This window comes from Marinomonas ostreistagni, assembly GCF_016461785.1.
GTDB classification, from domain to species: Bacteria; Pseudomonadota; Gammaproteobacteria; order Pseudomonadales; family Marinomonadaceae; genus Marinomonas; species Marinomonas ostreistagni_A.
In genome coordinates, this window is record NZ_JAEMUH010000025.1 from 1 (window position 1) to 24,164 (window position 24,164).

A 24,164-nucleotide genomic window follows, 5' to 3' on the forward strand; every position below is an offset into this window, starting at 1 on the left:
AGTTTTAAAGTGTAAAGAGCCATATGGCATGTAGGTTTTAGGGGTGTTTTAACATAAAAAAAGCCCCTTTTTAGGAGCTTTTCTACAGCACTCTTTACATTATAAATCGCGTCTAAATTGATCAACAGCGAGTTTGTAGCAGTGCAAAGCAAGTTCAGCGTCATAACGATCACCTTCATCACGCATAAAAGCATGCTGCCCATTGAACTCGTGCCAGACAAAATTGCGCTCGGTATCAATTAACTGCTGGTAAATTTTTTGGCGTCCTTCAGTCGAAACATGAGGATCCTGTTTCCCCCAAATCATAGTGATCGCGCCTTGGATATCTTTGGTTCGACTAAAAGAGTCATTGCCATCTTTGCAAGGAAGCGTATTTGAATGTATGTCTGTCGCATACAAACAAAAAGCGGACTCAATACGTGGATTCAATGCTGCACGGTAAGCTAAGTGGCCGCCGATACATACACCCATTGCCCCAAAGCGTTTGGAGCAATAGGGCTGCTGCTCGAAATATTCAATTATTGCAACAGTATCACCGTCATGATCTTCTAAGGGTTTGGTGAACTTGTCCTGATTGCCTTTATCTTTGCCTTCATCATCATAAGCCAAAACTGTTCCGATCGCGTTAAGCTCATGAAAAACTTCTGGCACAACCACTACAAAGCCATGCCCAGCCATGATTCTAGCGCTGCGCTCGATAGGTGAAGTAATCTGGAAAATCTCAGAGTAGAAAATAATACAGGGAAACTGACCCTCCTGAGCGGGACGATAGACATTGCAACGCATTGTGCCGGTTGCAGTATTAAGATCGATAATGTCTTTTTGTGAAATCATACTTTTCGACTTATTCAATGGAAAGGTATTGATACTTATATCATTTTTATTGACTTTGCTGAATCAAATCGGTCGAAGATTATAAACTCGGGTTGCCATCACATCGGCGTCCTCTTGGTCGTGAGTTACTAAGATAGTAGGCACTTGCGTTTTCTGAATAGCATCTAATACAAGCTCTCTCATTTCAATTCTAAGTGAGTGATCTAATTTACTAAAAGGTTCATCCAGCAATAGGGCTTTAGGCTTTGCCAAAAGGGTGCGTAATAACGCTAAGCGTGCTTGCTGACCGCCGGATAAGTGTTGTGGTAGTTGATGCTCTAATCCTTCTAAGCCAATTTCTACCAGTTTTGAGCGTATGTCTTTTTTACGTAGAAATCGAGATTCAGGGCTTTTATAGGCGAACAACAAATTCTCTTCCACGGTTAAGTGGTTAAACAGTAAAGGGCTTTGTTGGAGTAGGCCTAATTGACGTTTCTCGATGGGAAGATCTTGGATAGTGAGATGATCTAATGTTACCTCACCATGCCCTGTTAGTCCGCTGGGTAATGTTCCTGACAGATACGCTAGTAAGCTTGATTTGCCGACGCCACTCGCCCCCATCAATGCTAGTACCTCTCCAGCGTTGATGGTTTCAGAAACGGGGGCGATGATTGGCGCATGATCTCGGGCGATGTATACATTTTCAAGAGTTAGCAAAACTTTCTCCTTAAAGCGACACGCCAAGTTGTCCAGTGCTTCGGCACCACGGTGGCGAGATAAAAACAAATCAATGGTAAGAATGCTTGAATCAGAGCAAGTGAACTGACGAGCTTACGGTCACCGGACGATGCTCGTGCGACGGCTTCTGTTGTCAGAGTGTTAATTCTTCCTTCTCCAGACATTATAGTCGGTAAATACTGAGCCATGCTGACCGCAAAGCCGAGTGCGAAAGCGGCACTGAGCGATACTTTTAGCAAGGGAAGCTTAATAAGAAGATAATTCTTAATCGGTGAGTTTTTAAGTAAATTTGCTTGCTGAAGTATACGCTCATCAAAAGCGAGATACGGAGCTTTCAAGGTCAAATAAACATAAGGAAGCACGTATATCAGGTGCAGTAGTAGAACACTCCACCAATTACCGTTCCATCCAACCCAAAGTAACCCCACCTGGATGCCAAATAGAAGTGTTATCTGAGGCATCAAAACCGTGAAAAGCATCATCGTAGTAACAAGTTTAGATTGTAAAAAACAGCGCTCTCTTTCAAGCAAAACTAACGAAATTAGCAGAGCTAGAAATCCGCTGACTAGGGCAAGGGAAAGAGAAGACAGACTTAGCTCGAAAAGGCGCTGACCTAGGCGGCTAATCGTATTTAAAGAGAATAGGGAAGGCCATGTATCTGGAAAACGCCAACGATGCGCAAAGGCCCAGATAGGAAGAACCATTAAAGTGAGCGCAGTCAGTAAAAATACACCACTACCAACCAATGCACCAAACCATGTAAGAGGTTCTGCATATGTTATGCCATCGCCCGACAAGGTCACGTACTTACGAAGTTTGTCGTAGATAAAATAACAAGCCTCCCAAAGCAGCATCATAACAACGACACTGCCTGCTAGTACGATTGCTGCTGCACTGGCTTGGCCGCGGAGTATTAATGAGGGATCGTTAAACCACCGTAGTAACGTCACTGCCAAGGTGGAAGGGGTATTAGGTCCTATAATCATCGCTACATCCACAACGGTCATACTGAACGCTAAAACAATCATAATGGGGAGTCTTACTAATCTGTAAAGCGGCCCTAACAAGGTGCCATGCCATGCAGAAATCGTTGAATGCCCTAATATTTTGGCAGTCTGAATGCGTGACCTAGCATCAAGTTGTGATAACGCTGCCATCATGGCAAAAACAAGGTAGGGCGTTTCCTTCATAACGAGCGCCAGAATCATTGACCACCCTTGCGGATCTTGAACGATAAGCCAGTTTGGAGGTCTTTCAAAACCGGTCAACCAAGGGCTAAACCAGCGTACCAGCCAACCAGAGGGGCTAATCAAAAAGATTAAGCCAATACTAATGGCTACATGGGGAATCGAAAGAATCGGTGCAATAAAGGTATTTAAACGGTCAAACCAGCGACTTCCAAAACACGCTATGACTAAACTGGTTGCGATCCAATAAGACAGAGCGGTGGAAACCACACCTACAAACAGGCTTAGTGACAAACCTGACCAGAACTCAGCTGCATGAAAGAGCTGTTTCCAAGCAGTAAAAGTAAAATCTTCAGACCCAGCCGCTGGATCAATGCCAAAGCTTGGTAGAAAAACACCCAAAAAGCCCATTACAAGAAACAAGCAAAACATCAATGTAATGGGCCAATATAAGCATGTCGAAAAGGTGGATCTCATGCGTTACTGTGCGTATCGTTCACGCCATGAGCTTTCGAGCGCTTCCATCCAAGTGCTATGAGGTTCAGGCAAAGTCGTACCTAATTCGTCTACACTAAGTGTCGCAATACCTTTTGGTAGATCGTCAAAGCGTGCTTTCTGCTCTTTATCTAGCGATGCATAATCTAACACCGTCATATCACCCCAAACTGTTGGATGCTGTTTATAGGCTTGAGCTTCGGGAGATAACAAGAAATTCGCCACCACTTGCGCTGCTTCTTTGGCGTCGCTGTTGTATGGGATCGCTATAAAGTGTGTGTTACCGATTGTTCCTTGGCTTAATACGTAGGAGCGAACCGTGTCAGGTAAATTGCCTTGTTCAATTTGGACGGAAGCAGCTGACACGTCAAAACTCAACGCAATGTCTATTTCACGATCATCGAGTAAACGCATCATTTCTTCACTACTTGATGGGAATACAGCGCCACGACGCCATGCAACAGGGTGTAACTCATCCAAAAATGCCCATAGCGGTTGAGTAGCACGTTCAAAATCAACTTCTGAGACGGGTTTTAACAATAATTCAGGCTCAGGGGTTAGTTCATGCAATGCTTGCTTAAGAAATGTAGAGCCAAGAAACTGTGGTGGTTCTGGATAGGTGATTCGTCCAGGGTGTGTTTTTGCATAATCTAACAGCTCTCCCATAGATTTAGGCGGTTTGGATAGGGTTTGAGTATCATACATGAAGATCACCTGAGCCATTCCCCAGGGGGACTCCATACCATCCACCGCTGTACCAAAATCTTGGGTCAAACTTAAACGTGCTTTCGGGTCGACATAGGCTTTATAGTTTGGCAGGCTCTCTGAGAATGGCCCGTACAGTAGGCCGTTTTCTTTCATGGCACGGAAGTTTTCACCATTTATCCAAATGAGGTCAACAGAGCCATCAGTATCTTTACCAGCGGTTTTCTCTGCGAGAACACGACTTACTGTGTTAGCGGTATCTTGGATTCGCACATGTTTTAGCTGAATTTGATAATCTTCTGCAACCCGATCCGCTACCCACTCTATGTAAGCATTGATATTGTCCGCACCACCCCAAGCATTCCAATAAACGGTTTGCCCAGCTGCTTGATCAATTGTGTGTTGCCAAGCCGATGCGTCGTCATCCGCAATCGATAGGCTGCCAAAGAGGGAAGCACTGACCAAACTTGATGCCAGTAATGTAAACAGAGGTTTCATCCAAGACTCCTAAAGCGTTGATATTATTCCATTAGACGCATGGAAATGCGTTTTCTTACATGGTTTTATTTTTTATTCGTTATCGCTTTAGCGTACCATGTTGCTCCGAGATGTCATTGTTGGAATTTGTAATCTTCCTCTGTTCTAAGGAATTTAGTTTTTCATGAGTTATCAACTGTATTCACATACATTACCAAGCGCGACACCAGGAACGCATCGTATTATCAAGGCGCATCACTTCGGTGAAGCGGACGCACACCCTAAAATCTATTTTCAGGCAGGGTTACATGCGGATGAATGGCCTGGTTTTTTGGTGCTCAATACGTTGATTAAAAAGCTCATAGAAGCCGATGAAAAAGGGCTTATTAAGGGAGAGATAATCATTGTTCCAGTGGCAAACCCAATTGGATTAGGTCAAAACTTCCATGGCTATATACCAGGTCGTTTTGCATTTTCTGATGGCGGCGGCAACTTTAACCGCAACTGGCCACAGCTCGGTACAAGAGTTGAAAATCAAATCCAAGGCGACATATCGGGCGATGTCGAGCAGAACATTTCTATTGTTCGCCAAGCCATTAAAAAAGAGTTAGCTCAGCTCCCTGAGTTGACCGAACTACAAGGTCTACGCAAAACGCTATTAGCGCTTTCCATGGATGCGGATGAAGTAATTGACCTGCACTGTTCTGGTGAAGCATGTATGCACGCCTATGTGGCACAAGAGTTTGAAGCGCACTTTACGCCATTGTTGGATTTACTTGAAGCAGAAGTAGCCTTATCAGAATTGGAAACCGGCGCTCATTCTTTCGATGAAACTAATGTAAGTGTGTGGCGTCATTTAAAGACACACTATGCTCACATGATGCCTTGGGGTTGCCGATCGTTAACATTAGAACTTCGAGGTGAGAACGATATTTCTCATGAATTGGCGGAAAAGGATGCCTCGGCGTTGATGAAGTATCTAATTCTACGAGACGTGGTAGCAGGGGAAAAACCAAAGCTTAAAAAGCAGAAAGTAACCTTTTACCCACTTGACGCCATGGATCTTGTCAAAGCGCCTGTAGCAGGTATTGCATGCTTTCATAAATCTCTAGGTGAACCTGTTGAAGCAGGGGAAGTGATTGGCGAAGTCATCGATTTAATGGCGGACGATGTCACGCAAAGCGCGCACCCATTGATCGCGAGAGCCAATGGCGTGTTTTTTGCGCGGTTCCAACGTCGATTGGTTGTCTGTGGTGAGTCGATTGCGAAAATTGCAGGACGTGAACATTTAGCGTTCCGCGAGATTGGTCATTTGTTTGAAGATTAACCCTCGCGGATTAGATGTTATGAACAACCCAAAGATTGCCTTTACGGCCGAACAGTCGGCGGTTATTGAACACAATAGTGCAAAGCATGCGAAGGTTATCGCGGTTGCTGGTGCTGGTAAGAGTACCACCTTGATTGGACGTATACAGTACTTGCTAGATCAGGGTGTGCAGCCAGAGAAAATTGGCGTTTTCATGTTTAATAAAAGCGCTCAGGAAGAATTCTTACAGCGCTTGCAAACGGCGATGTCTGAGCGTAATTCTGCCCGTGCGCCTCATGTCATGACATTCCATGCATTCGGCATGCGCTTAAGTAAAAGGCTAGAGCAACGCGGTTTATTGCCTTCTGCCAAGCTGGTAACGGATGAGTTTTCTCTGGTAAAACTCATCCGAGAAGCTCGTCACCGACTGATGCGCATGAATCTAGACGTAGAAATGCATGATGAGCGCGACTGGTTAGAAGACTTCTTGCTCTTTATCGACCAAGTAAAAGCCGCCAGTACCTGTGCAGATATTGTTTTCGAGGCAGGTAACTGGTCCAGAGAATGTCATCATTTTGTCGCATTGTATGAACAACTTGAAAGCTTGCGCAAAAAGTCGAATCTACGTTTCTTCTCGGATTTATTGGCAGACCCCTATGCATTAATGCAAGAGGCTGATGCCGGTATGATGGATCGAATTCGAACGCTGGCACCACAATATGACCATTTGTTAATTGATGAATTCCAAGACATAAACCCTTGCCAATACGAGCTGTTAAAACTGCTTTATCAAACGCAATCCAGCTGGATGATTGTGGGCGATGTTCAGCAATGTATTTATGAATGGCGCGGTGCCTCGCCTGGGATCATGGCAGAGCAATTCGATCAAGATTTTGGCGCAGTGAATACTTACCCATTAGCATTCAGCTTTCGCTTTGGCCACAGCATTGGGATGATGGCTTCCTGCGTTGTTTCACAAAATGATACCCAACAAATTGTGATTGGTCAGGGGCAGGATACTGAAGTGGATTTTGCCCGCTCAGAACTGCCAGGAAGAGCGTTGTTATCTGAGTTAAAGAGTTGGCATGAACAGGGCGAGTCGCTAGATCAATGCGCTGTGTTAGTGCGATTGTACAGCGATATGGTACCGATCCAGTTAGCACTCATGCACAAAGGTGTACCGTATCAACTACACGGAGATTCCCCATTACTTGAAAACCGTCAAATCCGAATGTTGATGGCGTACTTATCAGTGATGGCGGGAGGGTTAAATGATACGACTAAATTTTATACCCCAGCCGATGTTGAATACCTCGTCACTGTACCGAACGTCACTCAGGTCGCAGCAGATCGACAGCGGCTTTTGACGCAGGCGCGACAGAGTCCACACCTTATTCCAGAGCTATTAGAACGTCTCGCCGAGCAGTCTGAGGGCTGGAAATCAAAAAAAATTGCTGAGCGAGCAGATTGGTTAAGAAGTCTTACGCTGTATCACAAAGAGCCAGCACAGGGGCTATTGCAGACCATAGATAAGCTGGGCATCTATCGTTATTTCGAGCATTCCAGTAGTAAAGACATTCAGGTGCAAGAGAAGATCGCTACCTGTGAAGCGTTTTTAAGTTACGTTCGTGGCATGGGTGTTGATGCTGGAACAATCATTGCACAGTTGATTGGCCTTAATGAGCGTGAGCAGCAGGCAGGTCAAGGTGTTCACTTGATGACCATCCATAAATCAAAAGGATTAGAATTTGATCTGGTGATGATGTCTGGTCTACAAGAGGGGCGATTCCCTTATTATGAGGATGATTTAAGCTCAATCGACAAACAAGCCGCTGCTGAAATGCAGGCAGAGCGTCGCTTGTTTTATGTCGCTATGACTCGAGCGAGAAAACGTCTTGTTTTTCTCGAAACGCCTAACGGTGAAGCAGTGCGTCGTTTAAGCGATGGTACATTGTCATCAGGTGCGAGTAAGGCGGGCACATTAAGCCGATTTCTCTATGAAGCACAGCCTATACCGGTGCAGAAAATCAGCCAACAATGGCGTGCAGATGCAACACTAGAAGTGCAAGCTGAGTTGGATGGTTGTTTGTCTAGATACATAGAAGAGGCAGGCGAAAATGCACCTACAGTCAGTTTCAAACGATCACATAAACAGTCAAAAAGTGATTTAAAAGCAGGTGACAAGGTTCGTCACGAACAATATGGACAGGGTGTCGTCGTTCGACAAGAAACTACCGGCAAAAACATGATTTATGTAGATTTTGCCGAAGGGGGATTAAAGCGCTTTAACCCCAAACATACACGGCTGGTTCGTCTGGCCGATCGTCATCATGAAGCATAATCGGAGCAAAAATGGGTATTCCACTAATTGATTTTTCAAAACTTACCAGCCCAGAAAAAAACCTTAGAGTGCAAGAGATACAAAACTTGGATAAGGCATGCCGAGAGATAGGCTTTTTTTACTTGATCAACACTGACATTGATACCGCTTTGATATCTCGCATTATGAAAGCTGCAAAACGCTTTTTTGATGAGCCATTAGATGAAAAGCTTAAAATCGATATTAAAAATAGCGTGAATCATCGTGGCTATGGTGGTGTAGGGGAAGAGCAGCTAGATGAGGTTCATAAAGCGGATTGGAAAGAAACATTTGATATGGCGCTGGACCTTGCTACGGATCATCCGTTGGCAGCGAAATACCCAAAAATGTATGGTCCTAATCAAAATCCAAGTGATCCAGTGATTTTGGAAACGCTTCATGACTACTATGTCACGGCATTTAACGTGTCTCAGCATGTGCTAGCTGCCATGGCGGAAGCGTTGAATCTTGAACAAGATTTCTTTACTCGTTGCTTCAAAGACCACGTTACCGTTTTGCGTATGATTCATTACCCACCGCGCCCAACGTCTACTCACGATAATGGTGCCGGTGCACATACTGACTATGGATGTGTCACACTTTTGCTGCAAGATCAAATCGGTGGCTTAGAAGTTAAGCATCGTAACGGTGAATGGTTACAGGCGACCCCTATGGAAGGTGCGTTGGTTGTTAATATTGGTGACTTGATGCAACGTTGGACTAACGATGAGTATGTTTCTACTGCTCACCGTGTACGCGCGTCTGAAAATGGCGTGCATCGTTACTCGTTCCCATTCTTTGTTGAACCGGATTACGAAACCCTAGTGGAATGTGTTCCGACTTGTATGAGCAAAGATAAACCCGCGAAATATGAGCCAATTTACAGTGGTGATTGGATTCAATCGCGTTTTGATGCGACTTACGCATATCGAGACAACGAGAAGTAGTCTTTCTCAACAGAATATTGGGTGCCTAAATGGCACCCAATTTATTAATCTTCTATTTTCTCAGAAGTGAGTTATGCAACGGTTAATGATTGGCTGTTGTAATGCTCTATACCAACTTTCACAATGTGTCCTGGTTCGACGAGTTGCCAACCTTCACCAGAAAGGTCTAACGGCTCAGAACCTACGACCACATGACCACCAAATTGTTTATAGTAGAGTGATGGCGCATGCTCATCGCTTGAAAAGCGAACTGCCCACATATCTTTGCCATTTGAAAGCATGCTGGTAAACCTAAATGGTTCAGTAATGGCTTTTTCGCGCATTAGGTCTAAAATCTGCTGCAATGTTTTGTTAATGGCTTCCGCTGGATTGTCATCCAATCCATTTGCAATCATCAACATGAAAATCGCCTCAGAATCTGTACCGCCACGTCTATGGTTGTAAAGCTCCTCTGGAATCCAGCGATCGATCTGCCAGCGTACTTGTTCGTACTGACCAATCTGTCCATTGTGCATAAAGAGCCAGTTCTTATAACCAAATGGGTGACAATTCGAGCGTGCGGTCGAAGCACCTGTTGAGGCACGAACGTGAGCAAAGAAAAGGCCGCTTTTGATATGTCGAGCTAAGCTTTTTAAGTTGCAGTCACTCCAGGCTGGCAGTATTTCATGATATTGACCGGGTTCCTCACGTTCATCGTACCAACCTAGGCCAAAACCGTCCGCATTAACGGTCACCTCAGACTTACGCGCACTTAGGCTTTGATGAATAAGAGAGTGGTCAGGCTCAAACAACCACTGTTCTAGATAGACGGGGCTCCCTTGGTAAGCCATCCAACGACACATATTCACTCCATTTGAAAATGATCAGAGAGCAGGTGCTCTCTGATCAATGCAGAAAAGTTAAATTTTAAAGTAATGGATTTTACTGGTTAATTGAGAAGCAAGCGATGCTAATTGATCAGAACGTTCACTAATTGCTGTAATAGATTCGTTGGTGCGTTCGGCTATCGCGGAAATGGTATCCACGTTTCGGCGAACTTCGGTGGTAACCGCTGCTTGTTCTTCTGCTGTGGTCGAGATCGAGTCATTCATGGCTCTAATCTGAGAAATGGCCTGACTGATATTAGACAGCGTGGCACCTTCTTCACGCACTTGGCTTACCGCATTGCTTGAACGCTCATGACTGTTCTTCATGGCTTCAACAGCTTTTGTTGTGCCTGCTTGAAGTTGTTGGATCATGGTTTCGATTTGCTGAGTCGCGTTTTGAGTGTTCTGTGCTAAGTGACGTACTTCATCTGCAACCACAGCAAAGCCACGCCCTTGTTCGCCAGCTCGTGCGGCCTCAATAGCAGCATTAAGAGCGAGTAGGTTAGTTTGCTCTGCAATACCTAATATAACATTCAGAATATTATTGATCTCATCAGTACTTTGTTTAAGGTTGGTAATGGTATTTGAAGAAGAGCTAATTTCTTGCGCTAAGGATTCGATAGTTTGAATGGTTGAGTTAACAATGCGCATACTGTCTTCCGCAGCAGATTCAGCAGAGTGGGCTGCATTACTGGCTTCAGTGGTTGACTCGGATACATGTACTGCGGTGCTCTGGATTTCATGAATCGCATGGGAAATATGACCAGTTTCAGAGCGCTGCTCACCGACCATTTGAGTCGATTCATCAGTAATTCGATTTAAATCGTTTGCTGCATTGGTCAATGCATTACTGGATTCGGCTACATCTTTAATGATGTCACTAAGCTTATCAACTAATTGGTCGAATGCGTTTTCTAGCGCACCAATCTCATCTTTACGATTACCTGTGGATTGACGTTTGGACAAAGTGCCTGATGCGATCTCTTCGGCACGTTTTACCACCTTATGCAGTGGTCGAGCGATTCCGTTAATAATCATTACGCTAAAGACAAGCCCCAATACAACCAATACACCGGCTAAACCAATGTTGGTGTAGATACTTTGATCAAGCTTGCTTGCCTGTGAAGACGACACTTGTTGGTTGTAGGCATCAATAGTTGTGATGATTTCTTCCATGCTTGTATTAATAGAAACTAAGGTCTCATCCGCGCTACGACGAGCTTTGTTAGCTTGCATGGTTTTTAGTTGCATCCACCATTCGTAAGTCGTGGTGCTGGCTTCTAGAAACTCTACTTGTAACGTTTCTAACGTGTTGATCTGTTCGTTCAGTGTTGGCAGTAGATCGTTCGCGGGTAAAGAGTTTAAGGCAGACTTAACCGCCTCTAAGCTGGCTTTAAGATCCGCAGAATAGGTCTGGAAATTATCAGATGACTCTTTAATCAGCTCAACACCGTAACCGCCCATGGATTTGGCGATCGACACTTGGAAAAAGCCCCGTTCAAATTCGACAGTTTGCTGTAAAAGCAACTGTCTTGCTTTTTCAAGGTTTTTAACAAGCTCTAGGGTCTTACTGGAAACGGATTGCAGGTCATGGGCAACGGATTTGCTGGTAAATGACGAATTAGCTGCGGTTGCCAATATCGCAATGGTAAAAAGAAATACTAGAGAGAGTATTTTGGTTCGTACGGATAGGCTGTTCATGGTTCACCCTTATAATCATTTTTATAGTCGCTTCACAATAGTCATCGCAGATCCTTTGTGATGTGTTTATCTATCCATACTAGCAATATTAATTCCAGTTTTTCTTTAATTTTCAATGTGTTAGATATAGTAAGTTGTAGCTAAGTGTTGCTTTATGTAACTGGTAGCGCCAACCGTGACGCTTAGATAGTATCAATTAGTTATAATGTTTGCTTATAGATGTGTGTTTAGATAATAAAAAAGGCTGGCTATTACTTTAAGTTAGTTCAAGTAAGAATGGAGGCAAGGGGAGTATTGAAGAGATTTGTAACATGGACTGGTTCACTAACACCGGATAAATGTGTAAGTGAACCATTGTGGTGCGATTTATTTCGGATCAGACTCTATATGCACCTTGCCATCTCTCACTTCAAAAAAGAAGCAGTCACGGCGATTAGTATGGCAAGCAGGTCCTTGTTGATCGACTTGTAATAAGATCGCATCTCCATCGCAATCGAATGCCATGGAAACTAGCTTTTGTCTGTGTCCAGAACTTTCACCTTTACGCCAGTATGTTTGGCGAGAGCGAGACCAATAACACACCTGACCTGTTTCAAGTGACTCACGAATCGATTTTTCGTTCATATAGGCCAGCATCAGTACTTCTTTCGTATCATGCTGTTGCGCGATCGCAGCAATCAAGCCGTCTTTGTCTGTTTTCAAATTAGCCATGATCAATTCAAGATCAAGTTCAGTCCCTTTCGGAGACATTTCAAATTCTTTTAAACTCATTTGCTTACCTTAAATTCAGAGATAGCACCTTTGCCAATGCCTTCGAATGCATGAACTTCAATCATGTCGTTAGGGTTTTCTTCAGCGAGTTGTTCAGCGATGTGCGCAGAAAGAGACTCTACTGTGGTGTCGCATGGCAACATGTAAACCTGCTCACTACGTATAATAAGTTCAAACAAGCCTTGTTTTGCGACATATGAGAAATGATGGTAACGGTTGTGACTCTCTTCAATGATGCCAACGAGGTCGTCTTGAGTACCAAGATAAATGTCTTTCCAACGAGTTGACCAATCTTGTTCAAGTGTACGATCACGTTCACCGTTACGATAAACCTCAATAACGGAGCGATGGCCATGCGCAATACGCTGGCAATTACCATCGTGCTTCTTTAGACCATGACTGTACTGATATTGCGCTTCGTTAGTACTTTCTGAGTGAAACTTGACAGAAACGGCCTCCAACTCTGCGGGAAGTAGATCTAAGATCTGCTTCTCTACCCAACTCGCAGCATTTTCTGGCGTGATTTGCTCAACAGGTAAAACAGAAATAGCTTGTCTAGGTGCATTACATTGAAAACGCTGTCCATTTTCATGTTCGAATGAAAAAGAAACTCTACCTTCTGGCAGTTCTTCAAACTTTGTAGATGGGTTTCCTGCAGGAATAGCCAAGGTATGATCTAAATGAGCATCCAGCCACTGTTTGATCATCTTTTTAACAATACTAAAGTCACAGACCATGCTTTCATCGTTTAGCTTCCCTGTTAACACGATATCAGCTTGCCAGCTTTCACCAAGAACTCCGCGAGTAGGGCAAAAGTAAGACAAGTCAACATGGGTTAGGTTTTTTACAAACAGCTTCAACGAACGGTCCTCAATCAATAATTGCGGGGTATAGTACTAAATGCTAAGGCGTATACCAATGGTGAAAGTGTCACATACCGAGAAACCCATATTAAAAAAACTTCCCTAAGTGACTGAAAAATATAGATCCTTGGTTGCACTTTCAAAAAAGCTACGTATAATTCGCTTCCAAGGTCAACGGGCCTCCTTTATGGTGTCTCCGCTGGTCCCCTCGCAACGATAAACCGTTAACCTGGTCAGGTCCGGAAGGAAGCAGCCACAGCGGCGGACTCGGGTGCCGAGGTGAGGCTGGTGGAGATGCCACCTTAATTTCCCTCTGTAAATTTCTGCATGTAGCAATCAAAAATCATCATACCCCTTATTTGCTCTTCGTTATTAGTTAACTAATAGGTTAATCAGAACGCACTTTTGCCTTGACTAAATTGCGATCACACGTAGAACTCAGTCTCAGCCCTTCACCCCAATTAGTGTTTATTTTCAGCTATTTTCCTTATTAATTCTTTAGTGTCGGTCAGACATCGGCGGTGGGCTTACTTTAGCGTTAAAAATGAGTTTACGGTCGAAATCAATATTTGGCCATTCATTTAACTGCAAGATAAGACCATTTGGTTGATTAAAAAATAATCTGTAAAACGTTTAACTTTGCTCTTGTAAATCGTTTTACTCATTGCTAGTATGCCATTAGTAAATCGTTTTACAGAACAATAAATAGAAGCAAATAACGATGAAGAAACCTTCCATAAAAGACGTAGCGAAGCTTGCAGGAGTTTCCACAGCAACGGTATCAAATGTGTTTTCTGGCCGTAAGGCAGTTAACGATGATTTGAAAGACCGAGTGCGTGGTGCAGCCCAACAATTGGGTTATCAAGCTAATCGTGCGGCATCTCAGCTTCGTTCACAGCGTAATCAAGTTGTGGCTGTTCTGGTTCCAAATCTCACGGACACTTTTTTTGCAAAAATCATCTCTAATCTAGAAAACATGGCTTTTTCCCATGGCTATGATGTCATCGTTGCAAGTTCTCATGACCGTTTAGATGTAGAGGAATCACGTATCAATGCATTACTGCGTTGGCAGCCTGCTGGCCTCATTGCTATCCCTTGTTCAGGATCAATACCGAAAAGTATTGCAAACCTAAAAGATACGACGCCGGTAGTCATGGTTGACCGGGTATCGGTAGAAGACTGTCTATTTGATACGGTGACCATAGATAACTTTAAGTCTGGAGTAGACGCTGGTGTTTTCCTATCGCAACAAGGGCATGAAAAAATCTTGATAGCTGCGTCAAATTTAGATCACCCGCCGATAAAAAACCGTACACAAGGTTGTTTCGAAACAGTAGAACAACTAGGAGGTCGCTGTGAAGTCTTGGCACTGGGCTCTGACTTAGAAGAGGGAGCAAATGTGCTTGGATCTTGGCTTGATAACAATGAGCACCCAACTGCTATTTTCGGTCTAACTAACGTCACGACATTAAGCGTGTTAACCGCAATGGCTGACCGAAATATACGAGTTTGCGATGACATTTCTCTAGTAGCACATGATGATTACGCTTGGATGTCAGCTCGCAGTACAAGCTTAACTGTTATGCAACAACCAGTTGATGATATTGCCAAAACAGCCTGGAATAGGCTTATTGCAAGAATAGAGAGTAAGGAAGTTAACCAAGAGCCTCAAAGTAGTGTACTAGAGGCGCATTTAGTTAAACGTAAGTCAGTAAAAAAACTATAAGGAGGTATCTAAGCACGACGCAGTATCAAAAACACCCTGAACCGGCTAACCAAGCGTGCAACAAACAACATTCTACTTTGGCGAGGACAATGTTGTTATTAAGATACATCGCTTTGTTTAGTAATCCAATAGAAAGGCTATTTTTTCTTGAAGATATTCGGGAAGGGAATTCTTTTACCCAAAAAACTCGAATTGGAGTTACTGAAATGAATCTTAAAGCAATAAAAACAATTGGTTTCACTTCTTTAGCAGCCTGCGTACTAAGCAGCAATGCAATGGCTCAATCTACGGTGGCATTTCTGATGCCGGACCAAGCTTCTACCCGCTACGAAGAACATGACTATCCAGGTTTTAAAGCCGCTATGGATAGCATGTGTAACGATTGCCAAGTCATCTACCAAAATGCCAATGGTGACGTTACGTTGCAACAGCAACAGTTTAACTCTGTTATCACTCAAGGAGCGAAAGTGATCGTACTTGACCCCGTTGATTCTAGTGCTGCGGCCTCTTTGGTGCGTATAGCACAAAGTCAGGGTGTCAAAGTGATTGCTTATGATCGACCAATTCCAGCTGTTCCAGCAGATTATTATGTGTCCTTTGATAATAAAGGCATTGGTGAGGCAATTGCTGCGAGCTTGGTGGAACATCTTAAGAAAGAAGGTGTGCCTATGGATAAAGGTGGCATTTTACAGATTAATGGTTCGCCAACGGATGCCGCCGCAGGTTTGATTCGTGATGGTATCGACGAAGCGCTAGACAGCAGCGGCTACACAACTTTAGCTGAATACGACACGCCGGATTGGGTACCGCAAAAAGCGCAAACTTGGGCCGCAGGTCAAATAGCGCGATTCAATAGTGACATCATCGGTGTAGTCGCAGCAAACGATGGTACCGGCGGTGGCGCCATTGCTGCATTCAAAGCAGCAGGCGTTAACCCTATTCCTCCTGTGACAGGGAATGATGCGACACAAGCTGCGCTTCAATTAGTTATTTCAGGTGAACAATACAACACCATCTCAAAGCCTTCTGAAATTGTTGCAGCAGCAGCGGCCGATGTGACAATGAAGATGCTAAATGGTGAAACACCGAAAGGCAAAACAACACTTTACGATACGCCGTCAGAGTTGTTTGTTCCTGCTGTTATTACTCGCGAAAACATCAAAGAGAAAATCTTCGATGCGGGCATCGCTAACGCAGCGGACATTTGTACAGGTCGTTACAAAGAAGGTTGTATCGAACTCGGAATTTGGCGCTAAAACTTGTCCTTTAGTTATGGCCGCTCCAATCGGAGCGGCTTCTGAAAAATAATCCTTACATTGGGTATCAGTATGTCTGCGAATAAAAATAATCATGCAGAGACTGCAACACCGCTATTGAGCTTACAAAGTGTTTGTAAGCAGTTCGGTGCAGTGTCCGCACTTACAAATATCGATTTAGATGTTTATCCGGGGGAGGTGGTTGCTCTTGTAGGCGATAATGGCGCAGGAAAATCTACGCTTATAAAAACCATTGCGGGAGCACACAAACCAACCTCAGGGCAAATATTCTTCGAAGGTAAGCCTGTCAATATGGAGGGACCTTCGGATGCCATCGATCTTGGGATCGCAACGGTGTTCCAAGATTTGGCGCTATGTGAAAACCTAGACGTTGTTTCTAATCTGTTTCTCGGACAAGAAAAAGGGCCATTTGCATTGGATGAAACAGAAATGGAAGTGCGCTCTTGGACGCTACTCAATGAACTCGCTGCGCGAATCCCAAGTGTACGAGATGTTGTTGCTTCCTTATCTGGTGGCCAACGCCAAACTGTTGCGATTGCACGTTCTCTATTGGCGAATCCCAAAATCATTATGTTGGATGAACCCACGGCTGCTTTAGGTGTTGCGCAAACAGCAGAGGTCTTGAACTTAATTGACCGCGTAAAAGCAAAAGGTCTTGGCGTTATTCTTATTTCCCACAATATGCAAGATGTCCGCGCGGTAGCTGATCGGGTAGTTGTATTGCGTCTTGGTAAAAATAACGGTGTATTCACTCCAGATTCATCAAATGAAGAGTTGATTGGAGCCATCACTGGCGCCTCCGACAATTCAGTGACTCGTCGCGAGCAACGAATCAAAAGCGCTAGCAGCGCATGTGAGGTGTAAAGCATGTCTAGTTCAACCACTAATAAAATTGATAGCAATACACCTTTGCTGGATCGCAGTGATGAGCGTGTCAATCATGACAGCAGTATTGGCGATGTTGTCCGTTCGTTTGTTGATCGTGTGAAGTCTGGCGACCTTGGTTCGCTACCCGTTGTAGTTGGTTTAATTATCATTTGGAGTATTTTTACAGCAATTAATCCGGTTTTCCTTTCGGCTAATAATTTGGTTAATTTGCTATTTGATAGTGCAACGGTTGGTATTATTGCCTTAGGCATTGTCTGCGTCTTGATGCTAGGAGAGATTGATTTATCTGTTGGCTCTCTAAGTGGTGTTGGTTCTGCGCTACTGGGTGTGCTTTGGGTTAAGCAAGGTTTAGCGTTGCCACTCGCTATGGCATTAAGTTTAAGCTTTGGTGCTTGTGTAGGGATGGCTTATGCGTACCTTAGAACTCGCTTTGGTATGCCTAGCTTTGTTGCGACGTTAGCCGGTTTGTTAGCATTGTTAGGATTTCAATTGTTTTTATTGGGCTCCACAGGCTCTATAAACTTACCATACTCATCCTCGTTAGTAGACTTCGGTCAACTACTCATCATGCCTGCTTGGCTATCACATAGCCTAGCTTTATTGCCGGGCATCGTATTCGTGTTCCGAGGTGTGCAAATCCGTAATAAACGTATGGCTATGCGTTTATCTGCGAAAAGTCTCAATTCTATTCTAGTAAAAGCGGTCCTAATGACCGTCGCACTAGAGATGATCGTAATGTACTTAAATCAGTCTCGCGGTGTGCCATGGATGTTCGGGCTGTTTTTGCTGCTAGTCATAGCGCTTAACTACGCGCTGACTCGAACTAAGTGGGGGCGTTACATGTTTGCTGTAGGAGGCAATGTTGAGGCAGCCCGCCGGGTCGGAATTAAAGTTGAACGTATTTATATGAGCGCGTTCATTTTGTGTTCTACGCTGGCGACACTTGGCGGAATGCTAGCGGCGGCACGTCTAGCTTCTGCAAGTCAGCAGGCCGGTACAGGTGATGTCAACTTAAATGCTATTGCTGCGGCTGTTATTGGTGGTACCAGCTTGTTTGGCGGACGCGGCTCAGCTTGGTCTGCATTGCTGGGCATCATCGTCATTATGTCGATTGCAAACGGGCTTACATTACTCAATCTCTCTTCTGCTCATCGATACATGATTACAGGCGCTGTATTAGCCGTAGCCGTGATTATCGATAGCCTTGCACGTCAAAGTCGCCAGTCACATGGCAAAGCTTAATCTGTTTTAAGGATTACATTTATGACTACTTCATTGAATGGAAAAGTATATGCGATTACTGGCGCAGCATCTGGAATTGGCTTTGCCTGTGCTAAAGAGCTAGTTAGCGAAGGTGCTCAGGTAGTCCTGATTGACCGATCAAAAGCGTTACTTGATAAGGCTTCTTCAGAACTAGGGGGAGAAAATTGCTTCTGCATAGAAAAAGATCTGTTGGATAGTGATGCAGTAGATAGTTTGCTCGATGAAATTCTTTTGCTAACAGGCGATCGCTTAGATGGATTTCATGCCAACGCAGGTGCCTACGTAGGTGGGGAGTTTGTGGAAGGCAACCCGAACCAATGGGACACTATGTTAAACCTAAATATCAACTCTGTATTCCGTTCGGTACGGGCAGTACTACCTCATTTGATCCAGCAAAAGTCAGGGGACATCATTGTTACAAGCTCCATTGCAGGATTAGTGCCGGTAGTGTGGGAGCCAATATACACTGCATCAAAACATGCTATTCAAGCCTTTGTACATACGCTACGCCGTCAGTTAATTCCTCATTCTGTTCGAGTTGGAGCCATCGCACCAGGGCCTGTAGTGACGTCTTTATTAGATGACTGGCCAAAAGAGAAACTCGATGACGCGTTAGCGAATGGGAGTCTGATGCAACCTGAGGTTGTCGCAACATCTGTAGCATTTATGCTGAAACAGCCTGCTGGGGTGACCATTCGAGATCTTGTTCTTCTACCAAATAGCGTTGATTTGTGATCGGAGCGGATCTTATGACTGAACAATATGTAATTGGCGTAGATGTGGGAACAGGGTCTGCCCGTGCTGGCGTGTTCGATCTTAAGGGGCGCTTGATAGCCACCGCTAAGCAAGACATAAAAATGTTTACGCAGCAAGGTGAGGCAAGATACGAACAGTCTTCATCGGATATCTGGCAGTCTGTTTGTTATTCTGTTAGGGCGGCAGTTGAGCATGCTCAGATAGCTCCTGAATCGATTATTGGACTTAGTTTTGACGCAACCTGTTCTTTGGTTGTGCTTGATCAAGATGGTCAACCATTGACGGTAGGCGAGCATCAAGATCATGACCGAAATGTGATCGTTTGGATGGATCAAAGAGCAGTTCAGCAAGCTCACTTCATCAATGAAACAAAACACTCTGTGCTCGACTATGTGGGTGGAACTATCTCTCCGGAAATGGAAACACCAAAATTATTATGGTTAAAACAAAACCTACCAGATACTTACCATAGAGCTGGCTATTTTTTTGATTTAACCGATTTCCTCACTTGGAAGGCAACACATTCGTTTGCACGCTCTGTTTGTACGGTCGTGTGTAAATGGACATATTTAGCCCATGAAAATAAATGGGATGAAAGTTATTTTCGTACCATTGGGTTAGATGAGCTGGTGGAGGACAATTTTAATAAAATTGGATTTCAAGTTGTTAGACCAGGTACGCCACTAGGTAATGGTCTGTCTCAACAAGCTGCATCTGAGCTGGGATTACCAGAAGGTACGCCAGTTGCTGCAGGCTTAATCGACGCACATGCTGGAGCAGTGGGATCAATTGGCGCAGTGAATTCAGAGGGGCGTGCAGATCCAGTAGGCTCTATGGCGTATGTATTTGGTACGTCAGCATGCACACTGACATCTTCGTATGAACCTAAATCTGTTAAAGGGGTATGGGGACCGTATTTTTCGGCGATGCTGCCAGAAATGTGGCTTAATGAAGCAGGGCAGTCTGCTGCTGGTGCCGCAATGGATCAATTGATTTCCATGCATCCAGCATATCATTCAGCCCAACAACGAGCTGAAGAATTGGGCGTGAGCTTAACAAGCTGGTTGTCAGCCCAAGTTAAAGATCAAATCCAAGACTTGAGTGATGCTATTCAATTAGTAGGTCCATTAATCGTTGTTCCAGAATTCTTAGGTAATCGAGCGCCTTTTGCTGACCCAAATGCCAAGGCTGTCATAGCGGGCTTAACAATGGATAAATCCGTTGATAGTTTATTAAGTTTATATGTGGCTGGAATTTGCGGTATTGCTTATGGCCTTAGACAAATTATTGAAGCTCAGAATCAGAGTGGGTTGAATATCAAGCGAATTGTCATCAGTGGTGGAGCAGGACAAGACCCTTTGATTAGACAGTTAATTGCTGATGCAACTGGCATCGAAGTGGTAGGACCAGAAAGTCGAGAGCCCGTCATGTTGGGCTCAGCCATGCTTGCGGCACTCGCGGCCAAGGCGTTTGACTCATTACCAAACGCAATGACATCCATGTCTAGATTTGCTGAGGTATATTCACCAAACTTTGAAGTTGTATCTTTACACGAGTCTAAATTCAGAGCCTTCGAAAAACTTCAATCCGTTGCAAGAGAGGTTGCGTGCTAAATAAAACTGAAAAAACACTGATTATTTTTGATTGCGATGGCGTTTTGATCGACAGTGAGATGATCTCTATAAGACTACTGCATCAGCTTTTTGTGGAAAGTGGCGCAAATCTCACTGAGCTTGATGTTATGCAACGCTTCCAAGGGCGAAGCCTTAAATCAGCCTTAGAAGAAGTAAAAGCAGACTTTGGGGTGGAGGTTTCGGATCATGCTGTTAACGCTATGAATGCCAAGCTATTTGATGCTTTTGCAAGAGACCTGACTCAAGTTGAAGGCGTTCAGCACTTTATTGAATCACTAGACAATGAAGTATGTGTGGCTTCTTCATCACACCCTGAGCGACTTGAACATAGTTTAGGTGTGACCTCTTTACTTCGTTACTTTGATGGCCATATTTACTCGGCCACTATGGTTAAACGAGGCAAGCCAGCACCAGATTTATTTCTACTCGCGGCTCAAGAGATGGGCTATTCACCGCAGCACTGTGTTGTGATTGAAGACAGTCCGTACGGCATCTTGGCAGCTAAATCGGCAGGCATGCATGCGATTGGCATAACTGCCGCCAGCCATACAAAAGCGTCTGAGTTTTCAGATAAGCTACACAAAGCTGGAGCAGACTTTGTTGCGTCAGACTATAAGGATCTAAATCAGTATTTAATGGATCTTACTAATTGATTTAGATTGATCTCGTCTTTTAAACGAATTTAAACGGGGCAGAGCACGGTGTTCTGCCCCGTTTTGCTAGGAAACGATCTTACCAATGTACACAGAGTTGGCTGGAAGGATCATTTTATGGTTTTCGTATTCGCCGATCTTTAGCCCTTCAGGCATGACGATGTTACTCACTTCATAACTCAATGGTGCAGTAAAATGAGCTTGCTCACCGGTATTGATGCCAACGATAAGACTCTCGTCTTTGTGTGTTCGAGTGAACACAAGCACATCGTCGTCGCTGAATAAAAACTCAATTTCGCCATCGATCAAAGCAGGGTGGTGCTTACGGAAGTGTAAGAAGTCGCGATAAGCATGTAGAACCGAATGGCGGTCGCCTTGCTGAACCGTAACCGCTAAGGGTAAATGCGCCTCACTCACTGGTAACCAAGTGTTCTCCGTAGAAGAAAAGCCTCCTTTGCTATCGTTGCTCCATGGGAACGGTGTGCGACAACCATCACGGCCTTTAAACTCTGGCCAGAAATTAATGCCAAACGGGTCGACTAACTGCTCAAAGGTTAGCTCGGCTTCTGGTAAGCCAAGTTCTTCACCTTGGTATAAACACACGCTGCCGCGAAGCGATAACAGCATTGCCATAAACACTTTGCTTTTCGCTGGATTTGCTTTGCCATGATTCCAACGGGAAGCCACGCGCTCCACATCGTGGTTGCTCATGGACCAGCAAGGCCAGCCGGTGCCAAGACCTTCTTCGATGGTACTCATGGTTTTATGGATATGGGTCATACTGCTGTCGTGCGTTAACAGATCAAACGAGTAGCACATATGCAACTTGTCTGTACCTTGAGTGTATTCCGCCATGGTCTTGAGTGAGAAATCACAACCTACTTCACCGACCGTAGTGGTCCCAGGGTACTCATCAAGCAGTGCACGTAGACGTTTTAGAAAGGCAATGTTTTCAGGGCGTGATTTATCATAATGGTGCAATTGGTATCCATAAGGGTTGTCCAAACTGACCCCAATGCTGCCTTCGACAATCTCTTGTTTTGGCGGATTGTCTCTTAGCTCTAAATCATGGAAGAAGTAGTTGGCCGTATCCAAACGGAAACCATCCACACCACGCTCCAACCAAAAGCGCACGCTGTCTAGTAACGCATCCACCACATCAGGGTTGTGGAAATTCAAATCAGGCTGGCTATCTAGGAAGTTATGTAGGTAATACTGACGACGGCGACTGTCCCAGTGCCAAGCAGGGCCGCCAAACACCGATAGCCAGTTATTCGGAACTGTGCCATCCGCTTTCGCATCCGCCCAAATATACCAATCGGCTTTGTCATTATCTCGACTAGAACGGGACTCTTTAAACCAAGGGTGTTGGTCAGAGCTATGATTGAGCACCTGATCAATGATGACCTTAATATTATGCTTGTGAGCATGCTCAATAAGATCATCGAAGTCTTCTAATTGGCCAAAGATCGGATCCACATCGCAATAATCCGACACGTCATAACCGAAATCCTTCATTGGTGAGGTAAAAAAAGGCGAAAGCCAAATAGCATCCACACCAAGGGAGGCAATGTAAGGCATTTTTTCAGTGACGCCTTTTAAGTCGCCAATCCCGTCTCCATTTGAATCCATAAAACTGCGCGGATAAATTTGGTAAATCACGGCACCACGCCACCAGTCTGACCCTTGCTTGCTCATCTTGGACTCCTTTATCTAGACGTCTTTCTTTAACCTAGCATTTATTTACCACAACGCATGTGATTTAAACGTGTATATCAGGTTTCATTGCCGGATTCTTGTAGTAATTCAATAAACGCCGATGCGGCACGACTCAGTGTACGCTGTTTATGATGAATAACCCCTAATTTACGCTCCACGTTTAAAGCAGGCAAATTCACCACGACTAACTGCTCATTGACCATAGTGGAAGGTACCAATGACCATCCCCAACCGATACTGGCTAGCATCGCCAGTGTTTCTAGATTGTTGGTGTTCATTTTTACCTGTGGGCGAACACCATTCACCGCGAAGACCTTCTCGGCGATCTGACGTGTAAAGGTATTATCGTGGGGGAGGACGCAAGGGTATTTTGAAAGCTCAACCACGTCCACATCAGTCATATATGCTAATGGGTGATCGAGGCTTACCACACACTTCAATGGGTCTGACCAAATAGGGATGGTATTAAGCATGGCTTCAGAGTGAGCAGACAACGTTATAATGCCCAGCTCGGCATCGCCTTTTAAAACTTGTTTGTGTGCATCTTCCGATTGGGTGAAATCAATATGAATTTCTGCCAACGGATAGGTTTGTTGAAAGGATTTTAAGGGCTTAGGTAATCGGTGCAACCCTATATGATGACTCGTGGCAATCAAAAGCTCCCCAGACACATCATCCATTTGCAATGACATGCTGCGTTTGATGTCATTCACGTCTTCAGCTACTTTTTTCGCTTTTGGCAGTAACCGCTGGCCCGCTTCAGTTAAATGTACTTTGCGACCTACACGATCAAATAGCTTGACGTTAAGGTGCATTTCTAGGGCTGCAATGCGTTTGCTGACCGCGGGTTGCGTAATGTATAACGCATCCGCAGCCTCAGAGAATGATTGCGTCTCGGCGACTTTGATAAAGGTTAATAGCTCTAAAATGTCCATCATTCCAAAAAATTATCCAAAACATGAAAAATATGAATTGGAGTAATTTAAGTTCACCCAGTACTATAAAGCAATGCTTATGTAG

Annotated in this window: 20 protein-coding genes and 1 other RNA gene; 11 read left to right on the forward strand and 10 right to left on the reverse strand. The window is 44.4% G+C overall.

Annotated features, from left to right (window positions below; all coding sequences use genetic code 11):
- Positions 1-99: 99 nt before the first annotated feature.
- From JHD44_RS18320 to JHD44_RS18335, 4 genes are all read right to left on the reverse strand, one after another.
- Positions 100-834 (reverse strand): dienelactone hydrolase family protein, encoded by a 735-nt coding sequence (locus JHD44_RS18320; RefSeq protein ID WP_199464170.1) that lies wholly within the window; start codon positions 832-834, stop codon positions 100-102.
- A 63-nt stretch (positions 835-897) separates the two neighbouring features.
- Complete coding sequence (locus JHD44_RS18325; RefSeq protein ID WP_233402323.1) at positions 898-1,530, reverse strand: ATP-binding cassette domain-containing protein; 633 nt, start codon at positions 1,528-1,530, stop codon at positions 898-900.
- A complete protein-coding gene (locus JHD44_RS18330) occupies positions 1,524-3,161 on the reverse strand; it encodes an ABC transporter permease (RefSeq protein ID WP_199464171.1) in 1,638 nt (545 codons plus the stop codon). The genes JHD44_RS18325 and JHD44_RS18330 overlap by 7 nt, the downstream gene beginning before the upstream one ends.
- Before the next feature lie 57 nt (positions 3,162-3,218).
- Positions 3,219-4,436, reverse strand: coding sequence for an ABC transporter substrate-binding protein (locus JHD44_RS18335; protein WP_199464172.1), 1,218 nt, complete (start codon positions 4,434-4,436; stop codon positions 3,219-3,221).
- Positions 4,437-4,599: 163 nt separating this feature from the next.
- On the opposite strand from JHD44_RS18335, the gene JHD44_RS18340 reads away from it, so the two are divergent.
- Genes JHD44_RS18340 through JHD44_RS18350 form a run of 3 tightly spaced genes read left to right on the forward strand, consistent with a single transcriptional unit; the run spans position 4,600 to position 9,027 of the window.
- Positions 4,600-5,742, forward strand: coding sequence for a succinylglutamate desuccinylase/aspartoacylase family protein (locus JHD44_RS18340; RefSeq protein WP_199464173.1), 1,143 nt, complete (start codon positions 4,600-4,602; stop codon positions 5,740-5,742).
- A gap of 19 nt (positions 5,743-5,761) precedes the next feature.
- A complete protein-coding gene (locus JHD44_RS18345) occupies positions 5,762-8,062 on the forward strand; it encodes an ATP-dependent helicase (protein WP_199464174.1) in 2,301 nt (766 codons plus the stop codon).
- Positions 8,063-8,073: 11 nt separating this feature from the next.
- Positions 8,074-9,027, forward strand: coding sequence for an isopenicillin N synthase family dioxygenase (locus JHD44_RS18350; RefSeq protein WP_199464175.1), 954 nt, complete (start codon positions 8,074-8,076; stop codon positions 9,025-9,027).
- Positions 9,028-9,098: 71 nt separating this feature from the next.
- Here JHD44_RS18350 and JHD44_RS18355 read toward each other — a convergent pair whose 3' ends face one another.
- From JHD44_RS18355 to JHD44_RS18370, 4 genes are all read right to left on the reverse strand, one after another.
- Positions 9,099-9,869, reverse strand: coding sequence for a class II glutamine amidotransferase (locus tag JHD44_RS18355; RefSeq protein ID WP_199464176.1), 771 nt, complete (start codon positions 9,867-9,869; stop codon positions 9,099-9,101).
- Between the two features lie 57 nt (positions 9,870-9,926).
- Positions 9,927-11,594 (reverse strand): methyl-accepting chemotaxis protein, encoded by a 1,668-nt coding sequence (locus JHD44_RS18360; protein WP_199464177.1) that lies wholly within the window; start codon positions 11,592-11,594, stop codon positions 9,927-9,929.
- 366 nt (positions 11,595-11,960) lie between these two features.
- Positions 11,961-12,365: a phosphoribosyl-AMP cyclohydrolase gene (gene hisI, locus JHD44_RS18365; protein ID WP_199464178.1), complete on the reverse strand. Its 405-nt coding sequence runs from the start codon at positions 12,363-12,365 to the stop codon at positions 11,961-11,963.
- Positions 12,362-13,225 carry a 6-carboxytetrahydropterin synthase gene (locus JHD44_RS18370; RefSeq protein ID WP_199464179.1) on the reverse strand — a complete coding sequence of 288 codons (864 nt, stop codon included), beginning with the start codon at positions 13,223-13,225 and terminating at the stop codon, positions 12,362-12,364. Before JHD44_RS18370 ends, hisI begins: the two co-directional genes overlap by 4 nt.
- 200 nt (positions 13,226-13,425) lie before the next feature.
- Between JHD44_RS18370 and ffs the strand changes: the two genes are divergently transcribed.
- The 8 genes from ffs (at position 13,426) to JHD44_RS18410 (ending at position 21,425) form a co-directional block, all read left to right on the forward strand.
- Positions 13,426-13,522: signal recognition particle sRNA small type (gene ffs / locus JHD44_RS18375), an RNA gene on the forward strand.
- A gap of 427 nt (positions 13,523-13,949) precedes the next feature.
- On the forward strand, positions 13,950-14,954 hold the full coding sequence (locus JHD44_RS18380) for a LacI family DNA-binding transcriptional regulator (RefSeq protein ID WP_199464180.1): 1,005 nt from the start codon (positions 13,950-13,952) through the stop codon (positions 14,952-14,954).
- Positions 14,955-15,160: 206 nt separating this feature from the next.
- Positions 15,161-16,210, forward strand: a complete 1,050-nt coding sequence (locus JHD44_RS18385) for a sugar ABC transporter substrate-binding protein (protein WP_199464181.1) — start codon at positions 15,161-15,163, stop codon at positions 16,208-16,210.
- A 72-nt stretch (positions 16,211-16,282) separates the two neighbouring features.
- On the forward strand, positions 16,283-17,095 hold the full coding sequence (locus JHD44_RS18390; protein WP_199464182.1) for an ATP-binding cassette domain-containing protein: 813 nt from the start codon (positions 16,283-16,285) through the stop codon (positions 17,093-17,095).
- A 3-nt stretch (positions 17,096-17,098) separates the two neighbouring features.
- Positions 17,099-18,361, forward strand: a complete 1,263-nt coding sequence (locus tag JHD44_RS18395; protein ID WP_199464183.1) for a sugar ABC transporter permease — start codon at positions 17,099-17,101, stop codon at positions 18,359-18,361.
- A 21-nt stretch (positions 18,362-18,382) separates the two neighbouring features.
- Positions 18,383-19,117 carry an SDR family oxidoreductase gene (locus JHD44_RS18400; RefSeq protein WP_199464184.1) on the forward strand — a complete coding sequence of 245 codons (735 nt, stop codon included), beginning with the start codon at positions 18,383-18,385 and terminating at the stop codon, positions 19,115-19,117.
- A 14-nt stretch (positions 19,118-19,131) separates the two neighbouring features.
- A complete protein-coding gene (locus tag JHD44_RS18405; RefSeq protein WP_199464185.1) occupies positions 19,132-20,751 on the forward strand; it encodes an FGGY-family carbohydrate kinase in 1,620 nt (539 codons plus the stop codon).
- Entirely contained in the window at positions 20,745-21,425 is a 681-nt protein-coding gene (locus JHD44_RS18410; protein ID WP_199464186.1) for an HAD family hydrolase, read from the forward strand. The genes JHD44_RS18405 and JHD44_RS18410 overlap by 7 nt, the downstream gene beginning before the upstream one ends.
- A gap of 66 nt (positions 21,426-21,491) precedes the next feature.
- Here the strand turns inward: JHD44_RS18410 and JHD44_RS18415 are convergent, their stop codons facing one another.
- Positions 21,492-23,123 (reverse strand): alpha-glucosidase, encoded by a 1,632-nt coding sequence (locus JHD44_RS18415; RefSeq protein ID WP_199464187.1) that lies wholly within the window; start codon positions 23,121-23,123, stop codon positions 21,492-21,494.
- A 77-nt stretch (positions 23,124-23,200) separates the two neighbouring features.
- On the reverse strand, positions 23,201-24,082 hold the full coding sequence (locus tag JHD44_RS18420; protein ID WP_199464188.1) for a LysR family transcriptional regulator: 882 nt from the start codon (positions 24,080-24,082) through the stop codon (positions 23,201-23,203).
- Between the last annotated feature and the right edge of the window lie 82 nt (positions 24,083-24,164).